10 protein-coding genes are annotated in these 9,791 nt (G+C 69.5%); all 10 read right to left on the bottom strand.

Annotation, left to right across the window (positions count from 1 at the left end):
- Positions 1–22: 22 nt before the first annotated feature.
- Complete coding sequence (locus J0695_RS26865; RefSeq protein ID WP_206966153.1) at positions 23–415, bottom strand: YccF domain-containing protein; 393 nt, start codon at positions 413–415, stop codon at positions 23–25.
- Complete coding sequence (htpX, locus tag J0695_RS26860; RefSeq protein ID WP_206966152.1) at positions 412–1,272, bottom strand: zinc metalloprotease HtpX; 861 nt, start codon at positions 1,270–1,272, stop codon at positions 412–414. Before htpX ends, J0695_RS26865 begins: the two co-directional genes overlap by 4 nt.
- 354 nt (positions 1,273–1,626) lie before the next feature.
- The gene (locus J0695_RS26855; RefSeq protein ID WP_206966151.1) at positions 1,627–2,085 is read right to left on the bottom strand and encodes an MscL family protein; all 459 of its coding nucleotides are present in this window, start codon (positions 2,083–2,085) and stop codon (positions 1,627–1,629) included.
- Positions 2,086–2,152: 67 nt separating this feature from the next.
- Entirely contained in the window at positions 2,153–3,634 is a 1,482-nt protein-coding gene (locus J0695_RS26850) for an NADH-quinone oxidoreductase subunit N (RefSeq protein ID WP_206966150.1), read from the bottom strand.
- Positions 3,631–5,223 (bottom strand): complex I subunit 4 family protein, encoded by a 1,593-nt coding sequence (locus J0695_RS26845; protein ID WP_206966155.1) that lies wholly within the window; start codon positions 5,221–5,223, stop codon positions 3,631–3,633. The genes J0695_RS26850 and J0695_RS26845 overlap by 4 nt, the downstream gene beginning before the upstream one ends.
- Positions 5,224–5,250: 27 nt before the next feature.
- Complete coding sequence (locus J0695_RS26840) at positions 5,251–7,254, bottom strand: NADH-quinone oxidoreductase subunit 5 family protein (RefSeq protein WP_206966149.1); 2,004 nt, start codon at positions 7,252–7,254, stop codon at positions 5,251–5,253.
- Positions 7,251–7,610 (bottom strand): NADH-quinone oxidoreductase subunit NuoK, encoded by a 360-nt coding sequence (gene nuoK / locus J0695_RS26835; RefSeq protein WP_206966148.1) that lies wholly within the window; start codon positions 7,608–7,610, stop codon positions 7,251–7,253. The genes J0695_RS26840 and nuoK overlap by 4 nt, the downstream gene beginning before the upstream one ends.
- Complete coding sequence (locus J0695_RS26830; protein WP_206966147.1) at positions 7,610–8,191, bottom strand: NADH-quinone oxidoreductase subunit J family protein; 582 nt, start codon at positions 8,189–8,191, stop codon at positions 7,610–7,612. Before J0695_RS26830 ends, nuoK begins: the two co-directional genes overlap by 1 nt.
- Entirely contained in the window at positions 8,188–8,775 is a 588-nt protein-coding gene (locus J0695_RS26825; RefSeq protein WP_206966146.1) for a NuoI/complex I 23 kDa subunit family protein, read from the bottom strand. Before J0695_RS26825 ends, J0695_RS26830 begins: the two co-directional genes overlap by 4 nt.
- Positions 8,776–9,744, bottom strand: a complete 969-nt coding sequence (locus tag J0695_RS26820) for a complex I subunit 1/NuoH family protein (protein WP_206966145.1) — start codon at positions 9,742–9,744, stop codon at positions 8,776–8,778.
- Positions 9,745–9,791 lie beyond the last annotated feature (47 nt).

Genomic DNA, 9,791 nt, shown 5'->3' with positions numbered 1-9,791 from the left:
CGAAGGTCGCGTACGGCGGGGCTCAGCGCGTCGCGAAGGGCTGGTCCGTGGGGACGATCTCCTTGCCCAGCGGCAGCAGTGAGAGCGGGACCAGCTTGAAGTTGGCCACGCCCAGCGGGATCCCGATGATCGTGATGCACAGCGCGATGCCCGTGAAGATGTGGCCCAGCGCCAGCCACCAGCCCGCCAGGATCAGCCACAGGACATTGCCGATGCAGGAGGGTGCGCCCGCGTCGCGGCGGTCCACCGTCGTGTAGCCGAAGGGCCAGAGGGCGTAGATGCCGATACGGAACGCGGCCAGGCCGAACGGGATGCCGATGATCGTGATGCAGAGGATGACCCCGGCCAGCATGTAGCCGAGGAACATCCAGAAGCCGCAGAGGATCAGCCAGATGATGTTCAGGATGGTCTTCACGGGCGTCCTGCCATTTTCTCGAGTCGGGCGATGCGTTCTGCCATGGGCGGGTGCGTGGAGAACATCTTGGAGAGGCCCTGGCCCGGGCGGAACGGGTTCGCGATCATCATGTGGCTCGCGGTCTCGATACGGGGCTCGGGCGGGAGCGGCAGCTGCTTCGTACCGATGTCCAGTTTGTGGAGGGCGCTGGCCAGGGCCAGCGGGTCGCCGGTGAGCTGGGCTCCGGAGGCGTCCGCTTCGTACTCCCGGGAACGGCTCACGGCGAGCTGGATCACGGTGGCCGCCAGAGGGCCCAGGATCATGATCAGGAGCATGCCGAGGAGTCCGGGGCCGTCGTCGTCGTCCGAGCGCCCGATGGGGATCAGCCAGGCGAAGTTGACCAGGAACATGACGACCGAGGCCAGGGCTCCCGCCACCGACGAGATCAGGATGTCCCGGTTGTAGACGTGGCTCAGCTCGTGGCCGATGACGCCTCGGAGCTCGCGCTCGTCCAGGATCTGCAGAATGCCCTCCGTGCAGCAGACCGCGGCGTTGCGCGGGTTCCTGCCGGTCGCGAAGGCGTTCGGGGCCTGGGTCGGGGAGATGTAGAGGCGGGGCATGGGCTGGCGGGCGGCCGTGGAGAGCTCACGGACCATGCGGTAGAGCTCGGGGGCCTCGAATTCGCTGACGGGGCGGGCCCGCATGGCGCGCAGGGCGAGCTTGTCGCTGTTCCAGTACGCATAGGCGTTGGTGCCGAGCGCGACGACGAGCGCGACGATCAGGCCCGTACGGCCGAAGAAGCTTCCGATGACGAGGATGAGGGCGGAGAGGCCCCCGAGAAGTACTGCTGTCCTCAGTCCGTTGTGCCGGCGGTGCACGGTAGCCCTCCAAATGGTGCGGCAGGGGAACCCTTTGCGGTTGTCTCCAGTGGACCCTTCTGTACTGGTCAACGCCAGGCAGAGGGAGCTAGTTCCCTTGTGCGCGCGGGCGGCCGTGTCCGCCGTACGGGTGTCAGGGGGTGTCCGGCGGATCAGGCCGCCCTTGGTCGGCGTTGAAACTTTCACTTCTGGTGAGCGGTGGTCTGGTGGGTGCAGCTGCAAGGCGGAGGAGGGAGTCAATGCGGAGCATTGGCGACTGACGACAACGCCGGAGGGGGTCCCCCCTGCTCCTTAAGAGCTTGGGGGAGTGCGTGCCAGACCACCGCGACCGCGGCATGATCCGCCGGGCGCTCCCTAGCGAGGAGCCGGGAGGCCTGCCAGTGCCAGTGCCTCGGAGTCGGGCTTGATCTCACTGGTGCAGTGGGCGCAGCGCGAGGCGATGGCGGGGATCTCCGTGTAGCAGCGGGGGCAGTCGCGCAGGGCGGCCTTGATGTCGACCGGCTTGTCGGAGGTGAACCGCGACTGGATCTTGGCGAGGGGCGCTATGACGGCGAAGTAGAGGACCGCCGCGGTGACGATGAAGGCGACCGCGGCGTTGATGAGCACGCCGTACTTGAACTTCGCGCCGCTGACGGTGAAGACGGCCGTACTGAAGTCACCCATCGCGGAGCTGGTCGCGAGCCCGATCAGCGGGGTGATGAAGGCCGTGCTCAAGGCGGTCACGACAGCGGTGAACGCCGAACCGACGGCGAGGCCGACCGCCATGGCTATGACGTTTCCGCGGAGGATGAATTCCTTGAAGCCGCTCAGCACTGCCTGCTCCTCGATGTCTGTGTGTGTGGGGGGTGGGGGGACGGTCAGCCCGCGACCGTAGCAAATCTCAGAAGAGGGTGACTGCCGCGTAGTGCAGCACCAGCTCGGGGACGCCGGAGAGGACGACGGCGACGGCTGCCGCGAGGGCGATCGTCGCGGTGATCGCGGTCGGGGCGCGGTGCTTCACCGGCTCGCCCTCGGGGGCGCGGAAGAGGGTCGCCGTCCACTGGAGGTAGTAGTAGAGGGCGATGACGACGTTCACCGCCATGACGACCGCGAGCCAGCCGAGCCGCGCGTCGACCGCCGCCTGGAAGACCGTGACCTTGGCGAAGAGGCCGATGATGCCCGGCGGCAGGCCTGCCAGGCAGAGCAGGAAGAAGGCCATCGCGAGGGCGGCGAGGGGGCGGGAGGCGTAGAGGCCGCGGTAGTCGGAGATGCGGTTGTCGGGGTTCGCACGGGATACGAGGGCTGCTACCGCGAAGGCGCCGAGGTTCACGACGGCGTACATCAGGGCGTACGCGACGGTGGCGCCCACCTCGTCGTCCGTGGTGTACGCGGCTGCCGCGATCGGGACCAGGAGGTAGCCGGCCTGGGCGACGGACGACCAGGCGAGGAGCCGTACGGCGCTGTGGGCGCGGGTGGCCTGCTGGCGCAGGGCCGCGACGTTGCCGACCGTCATCGTGAGCGCCGCGAGGACCGCGATCGCAGGACCCCAGACGTCGGCGTACGCGGGGAACGCCATGACCGTGACGAGGATCAGGCCGGAGAAGCCGACCGCCTTGCCGACCACGGAGAGGTACGCGGCGATGGGGAGCGGGGCGCCGACGTAGGTATCGGGGACCCAGAAGTGGAAGGGGACGGCGGCCGTCTTGAAGGCGAAGCCGACCAGGGTGAGGACGACGCCGGCCTGGGTGAGGGTGTCGAGCTGGGGGTCGATCTGGGCGTCGGCGATGCGGTTGAGGTAGAGGGTGCCTGTCGCCGCGTACACGAAGCTGATGCCCAGGAGCATCACGGCTGTCGCGGTGACGGAGGAGAGGAAGAACTTCAGCGCCGCTTCGGAGGAGCGTGCGTCGCCGCGCTTGAGGCCCACCAGTGCGAAGGCGGGGAGCGAGGCGACCTCCAGGGCGACCAGCAGGGTGGCGAGGTCGCGGGAGGCGGGGAGCAGCGCTGCGCCGGAGGCCGAGGAGAGCAGGAGGAACCAGAACTCGCCCGCGGGGAGCTTCTTCTCGGCGGTGGGGGTGAGGGAGAGCAGCGCCGTGAGGAGCGCGCCGGCCAGGACCAGGAGCTGGATGGCGAAGGCGAAGCGGTCCACGGTGTAGCTGCAGGCGGCGGGGTCGGTGGTGAGGCAGAAGGTGCTGCGCTTCTCCTCGTAAAGAGGGATGAGCGCGAGGAGCGAGGCGACCAGGCCGGTGACGGAGATCGCGCCGAGGAGCGGCTTGCGGTCCTCTCGTACGAAAAGATCCGTGACCAGGACGATCAGGGCGGTCGCTGCGGCGATCGTGGGGGGCGCGATGGCTACCCAGTCGACGGACTGGACGAGGGAGCTCATGCCTTGCCTCCTGCGAGAAGCTTCTGGACGGCCGGGTCGGAGAGGCCGAGGAGGGCCGCGGGCCAGAGGCCGGCGAGGACGGTGAGGGCGGCGAGGGGGGTCCAGGCTGCGAACTCGTATCCCTGGATGTCGGCGATGTACGGGGGCGTGGTTCCGGTTCCGGATTCCGTCCCGGACTGGGTCCCGGCTTCGGTGGAGTACGCGCCCATGCAGACGCGGCGGACCACCTGGAGCATGTACGCGGCGGTGAGCAGGGTGCCGACGGCGCCGATCGCCATGAAGGTCAGGAAGGCGGGGCGGCTGAGGCCCGCTGCCGGGTCGAAGGCGCCGAACAGGGTCAGCATCTCGCCCCAGAAGCCTGCGAGGCCGGGGAGGCCGAGGGAGGCGACGGCGGCGAAGGCGAGGAGGCCGCCGAGGCGGGGGGCCCGGCCGTAGAGCGCAGCTCCTGTGGTGCCGGCGAGGGTGTCGAGGTCCGCCGTGCCGTATCGGTCCTTCAACGCCCCGACCAGGAAGAAGAGGAGGCCGGTGATGAGGCCGTGGGCGATGTTGGCGAAGAGCGCGCCGTTGACGCCGGTGGGGGTCATCGAGGCGATGCCGAGGAGCACGAAGCCCATATGGCCGACGGAGGAGTACGCGATGAGGCGCTTGAGGTCGCCCTTGGCGCCGGGGCGGACCAGGGCGAGGCAGGCGAGCGATCCGTAGATGATGCCTGCGACGGCGAAGGCCGCGAGGTACGGGGCGAAGGTGTGCATGCCGTCGGGGGCGACGGGCAGCACGATGCGGACGAATCCGTAGGTACCCATCTTCAGCATGACGCCGGCGAGGAGGACCGAACCGACGGTGGGGGCCGCGGTGTGGGCGTCCGGGAGCCAGCTGTGCAGCGGCCACATCGGGGTCTTGATCGCGAGGCCGATCGCGATGGCGAGCACCGCGATGACCTCGGTGGTGTGCGTGAGGCCACGGCCGTTGTCAGTGGCGAGTGCCACCATGTCGAATGTGCCGCTCTTCAGACCGATGAGGAGCAGGCCGAGCAGCATGACGACGGAGCCGAGGAGCGTGTAGAGGATGAACTTCCAGGCCGCTGCCTGGCGTTGAGCGCCTCCCCAGCGGGCGATGAGGAAGTACATCGGGATGAGGACCATCTCGAAGGCGAGGAAGAACAGCATCAGGTCGAGTACGGCGAAGGTGGCGAGGGTGCCGGACTCGAGGACCAGGAGGAGGGCCACGAAGGCCTTGGGGGACGGGCCTTCGGGGAGCTTGAAGTAGCTGTAGAGCGCGCAGAGGAAGGTCAGCAGCGCGGTCAGGAGCAGGAGGGGGAGCGAGATGCCGTCGATGCCGAGGTGGATGTGGACGCCGAGCGCCTTGATCCAGGTGATGTCGGTGGTGGCCTGCATCTTCGACGGGTGGTCGCGGTCGAAGCCGAGCGCCAGGACGATCGCGGCGAGCAGGACCGTGCCCGTGACGATGACACCGTGGCGCAGGACCGCCTGGTCAGGTGATTTCCCCTTCAGCCCGGGCGGGGCGGGGAGAAGGGCCGCGACCGCGCCGATGAGCGGGCCGGCGACGGTGAACGCGAGAAGGAACTGCATCACGGATGCGTTGATATCGATCACGGCTCACGATCCGGCGTAGACGTTGGCGAGGGTGACTGCGGCGATCACCAGGACCACGGAGCCGGCGAGCAGGGCGCTCAGATAGGTCTGCAGGTTGCCGGTCTGGGCGCGGCGGACCAGGACTCCCAGCCAGCGCGGGACGGCGCCCGCTCCTCGTACATAGGTGTCGACGACCTCGCGGTCGAGGAAGCGGACCACCTTGGCGGCGGCCAGGACGGGGCGTACGAACAGGACGTCGTAGACCGCGTCGAGGTGGAAGCCGGTGACCGCGTGGCGGTGGAGCGGGCCGAGGAGGAGGCGGCCGGGGTCGCTGGGGTCGGGGGCCGAGGCGATCGAACCGTACGCCTGGGTGTGCGTGGCGATGGCTTCGATCTCGGAGGTGGCCGGGTCGGCGTCGGGGTGGGCTGCGACTGCCCCGAGGGGGGTGGCGGCGCCTTCCTTGAACTGCACCGCGCGCCACGCGCCGTAGGTGAGGAGGCCGCCGACCAGGGCGACCCCCGTACCGAGGACGGAGGTGGTGAGGGACGGGGAGAGGGTGTGGCCGTCGAACCAGTCGGGGAGCACGAGCGAGGTCAGGCCGAAGCCGACGGAGGGGACGGCCAGGACCCAGAGCACGGCGTTCATGACGACGGGCTGCTTGCCGTGGTCGGGGGCTTCCTGGCCGCTGCCGCGGAAGGCCATCAGCCAGAAGCGGGTGGCGTAGGCGCCGGTGAGGAGGGCGGTGGCGAGGCCCGCGAGCAGTACGGTCCAGCCCGCGGCCGTCGGGGCGATGTGGCTGTCGCCGAAGGCGGTGTGCTCGGCGGCGACCAGGACGGCTTCCTTGGAGAAGAAGCCGGCGAAGGGCGGGACCGCGGCGAGCGCGAGCAGCGCGATGGACATCGTCCAGAACGCGTCGGGGATGCGCTTGGCGAGGTTTCCCATGCGGGACATCGCCGAGAGGGAGTTGGTGCCGGCGGCGTGGATGACCACGCCGGCGCCGAGGAAGAGGAGGGCCTTGAACGCGCCGTGGGAGAGGAGGTGGAAGACGGCGGCTGAGCGGTCGCCGACGGCCAGGGCTCCGGACATGTAGCCGAGCTGGCCGATCGTCGAGTACGCGAGGACGCGTTTGATGTCGTCCTGGGCGAGGGCGGCGAGCGCCGAGCCGACCATGGTGACCGCGGCCATCACGGCGAGGACGGTGAGGGCTGCCTGGGAGGCGGCGAAGACGGGGAGGAGGCGGGCCACGAAGTAGATACCGGCGGCGACCATCGTCGCGGCGTGGATCAGCGCGGAGACCGGCGTGGGGCCGGCCATCGCGTCGGGCAGCCAGGTGTGGAGCGGGAACTGGGCCGACTTGCCCGCGACGCCCGCGAGCAGGAGCAGGGCGATCAGGGTGGGGTGGGCCAGCCCGCCGTCGGCGACCGTCTGCAGGATGCCGGTGATCCGGAACGTGCCGGCGTCGGTGGCGAGCGCGAACAGGCCGATCAGGAAGGGGACATCACCGAGCTTGGTGACCAGGAAGGCCTTGAGGGAGGCGGCGCGGGCCTCGGGCGTCTCCCAGTAGTGGCCGACCAGGAAGTACGAGCAGATGCCCATGATCTCCCAGCCGACGAGCAGCACCATCAGGTCGCCGGAATAGACGACCAGGAGCATCGCGGAGGTGAAGAGGGAGACCAGGGCCGCGTAGGAGGCGTAGCGGGGGTCGTCGCGGAGGTAGCCCGTCGAGTAGATCTGCACACAGGTGGCGACGACCGTCACCAGGATGGCGACCAGGGCGGCGAAGCCGTCGATGTGGAGGGAGAGGTCTACGGGGACCGAGCCGGTGGGGGTGAGGCGGGTCGCGGCGTCGAGCGTCTTCCCGCTGCCCTGGTGGACGGCGAGGGTGATCGCGAGCACGGCAGCGGCCAGGGTCGGCAGGACGGCCAGGGGGCGTACGAAGCCGGGGGCCGTGCGGCCGAGGAGCAGGCCTGTCGCGGCGCCCAGGAACGGAAGGAGGGGGACGAGGACGGCGAGGGTCGTGGTGGTCACGCGGCGGCCTCGGCCTTCTCGTCGGGGCTTGCGGCCTCTGCGGGCTCCCGGGACTCGGCCGTGTCGCGGAGTGCGTCGATGGCCGAGGTGGAGCGGTTGCGGTAGACCGCCAGGACGATCGCCATGCCGATGCCGATCTCGGCGGCGGCGATGGCGATCGTGAAGAGGGTGAGGGCCTGTCCTGAGTGGAGCTTGTCGCGCAGCCAGACGTCGAAGGCGACCAGGTTGAGGTTGACGGCGTTGAGCATCAGCTCGACGGCCATCAGGACCAGGATCACGTTGCGGCGGGCGAGGACTCCGTACAGCCCCGTACAGAAGAGGAGGGCGGAGAGCACGGCGGGATAGACGAGGTGCATCAGCGCTGCGCCTCCGTTTCGCTTCCGGCGTCGCTGGGGGTGTTTTTGCGGGACAGGACGATCGCGCCGATCAGGGCCGCCAGGAGGAGGACCGAGAGCGCTTCGAAGGGCAGCACCCAGTGGCGGAAGAGGACTTCGCCGGTGATCTTCGTGGAGCCCTGGGCCGGCGTGCCCCGGAGGTTGATCCAGGTCGTACGGAACGCGTCGACGACCACCCAGAGGAGCGAGGCGGCCGCGGCGACGGCGACGGCAAGGGCGACCCAGCGGTTGCCCGAATCGGCGTCGGCGGAGGGGCCGATGGGGGCCTTCGTCAGCATCAGCCCGAAGAGGAGGAGGACGACGACGGAGCCGACGTAGATCAGGACCTGGACCCAGGCGATGAACTCGGCGGTGAGGAGGAGGTACGTGCCGGCCAGTCCGCCGAGCGTCACGACCAGCCAGAGAGCGGCGTGGACCAGGTGCTTGGTGGTGACCGTCATGACGGCCGCGCCGAAGGTGACGAGGCCGATGAGGAGGAAGGCGATCTCGATGCCGGAGGGCGAGAGGAAGCCGGGGTGGCTTGTGGCGGCGAGGGTCGTCATGACTGGTCCGCCTCTTGCTGCTGCGCCTGCTGCTGCTCCAGCTGCTGTTCCTGCTGTTCCTGCTGTGCTGCCAGCTTCTCCGCCGCCTTGCGGGCCGCGGCGATCTCCTTCGGCTCCTCGGCGCCGGGGTCGAGCGCGGGCGGGGCAGGGACGGTCCACATCCAGTCGCGGAGCTTGTCGCGCTCGTGGGTGAGCTCGTGGATGTCGGTCTCCGCGTACTCGAACTCGGGCGACCAGAAGAGGGCGTCGAAGGGACACACCTCGATGCAGATACCGCAGTACATGCAGAGCGAGAAGTCGATCGCGAAGCGGTCGAGGACGTTGCGGCTGCGCTCGCGCCCGCCGGGGGTGGCGGCCGGTGTCGTCTCCTTGTGGGAGTCGATGTAGATGCACCAGTCGGGGCACTCACGGGCGCAGAGCATGCAGACCGTGCAGTTCTCCTCGAAGAGACCGATCACGCCGCGGCTACGGGGCGGGAGTTCGGGCTGCACCTCGGGGTACTGCGCGGTGACGGTCTTCTTCGTCATCGTGCGGAGAGTGACGGCCAGGCCCTTGGCAAGGCCGGATCCGGGGATGGGGGCCATTTAGCTGATCGCCACCTTCACGATGCCGGTGAGCGCGATCTGGGCGAGCGCGAGCGGGATGAGTACGGTCCAGGCGAGCTTCTGGAGCTGGTCCTCGCGCATGCGCGGGTAGGTGACCCGGAGCCAGATCACGCCGAAGGCGAGCACCGCCGTCTTGAGCAGCATCCAGACCCAGCCGAGTCCCTCGCTCCCCCACGGGCCGTGCCAGCCGCCGAGGAAGAGGACGGCGGTGAGGCCGCAGAGCACGACGATCCCCGCGTACTCGGCGAGCAGGAAGAGCGCGAAGCGGAGCCCTGTGTACTCGGTGTACGCGCCGAAGATGATCTCGGAGTCGGCCACCGGCATGTCGAAGGGCGGGCGCTGGAGTTCGGCGAGGCCCGCGGTGAAGAAGACCAGGCCGCCGACGATCTGCCACGGGATCCACCACCACGCGAAGGCGTCGAGGATGCCGGGCAGGGAGACCGTGCCGGCCGCCATCGCGACCGAGGCGGCGGTGAGCAGCATCGGGAGTTCGTACGCGAGGAGCTGGGCGGCGGTGCGCAGGCCTCCGAGGAGGCTGAACTTGTTCGCCGATGCCCAGCCGGCCATGAGCGAGCCGAGTACGCCGACGCCCATGACCGCCAGGACGAAGAAGATGCCCGCGTCGACGACCTGGCCGACCGCGCCCTCGCCGGGGCCGATCGGGATCGCGATGAGCACCAGGAGGTACGGGAGGAGGGCGACGGCGGGGGCGAGCTGGAAGATGCGGCGGTCGGCGTCGGCCGGGACGATGTCTTCCTTCTGCGCGAACTTCACGCCGTCGGCGACGAGCTGGGCCCAGCCGTGGAATCCGCCCGCGTACATGGGGCCGAGGCGGCCCTGCATGTGCGCCATGACCTTGTGCTCGGTCTGCCCTACGACCAGGGGCAGTACGAGGAAGACGGCGAAGACGATGATCAGCCGGAGGGCGACGTCGAGTGCGTCGTTCACGCGGTATCGCCTCCGGCGGGGGTGTCGGGGTTCGGCTCGTCTTTGGG

This window comes from Streptomyces beijiangensis, assembly GCF_017315755.1.
Taxonomy (GTDB): Bacteria; Actinomycetota; Actinomycetes; order Streptomycetales; family Streptomycetaceae; genus Streptomyces; species Streptomyces beijiangensis.
The sequence above is the reverse complement of the archived record's forward strand: the minus strand, read 5'-3'. Positions and strand labels throughout refer to the sequence as shown.

What these genes read in the sequence shown, in the direction of transcription:
- J0695_RS26850 (WP_206966150.1), bottom strand. Translation starts at nt 3,634, where the DNA reads ATGAGCTCCCTCGTCCAGTCCGTCGACTGGGTAGCCATCGCGCCCCCC.
- J0695_RS26825 (WP_206966146.1), bottom strand. Translation starts at nt 8,775, where the DNA reads ATGGCCCCCATCCCCGGATCCGGCCTTGCCAAGGGCCTGGCCGTCACT.
- J0695_RS26830 (WP_206966147.1), bottom strand. Translation starts at nt 8,191, where the DNA reads ATGACGACCCTCGCCGCCACAAGCCACCCCGGCTTCCTCTCGCCCTCC.
- nuoK (WP_206966148.1), bottom strand. Translation starts at nt 7,610, where the DNA reads ATGCACCTCGTCTATCCCGCCGTGCTCTCCGCCCTCCTCTTCTGTACG.
- J0695_RS26845 (WP_206966155.1), bottom strand. Translation starts at nt 5,223, where the DNA reads ATGCAGTTCCTTCTCGCGTTCACCGTCGCCGGCCCGCTCATCGGCGCG.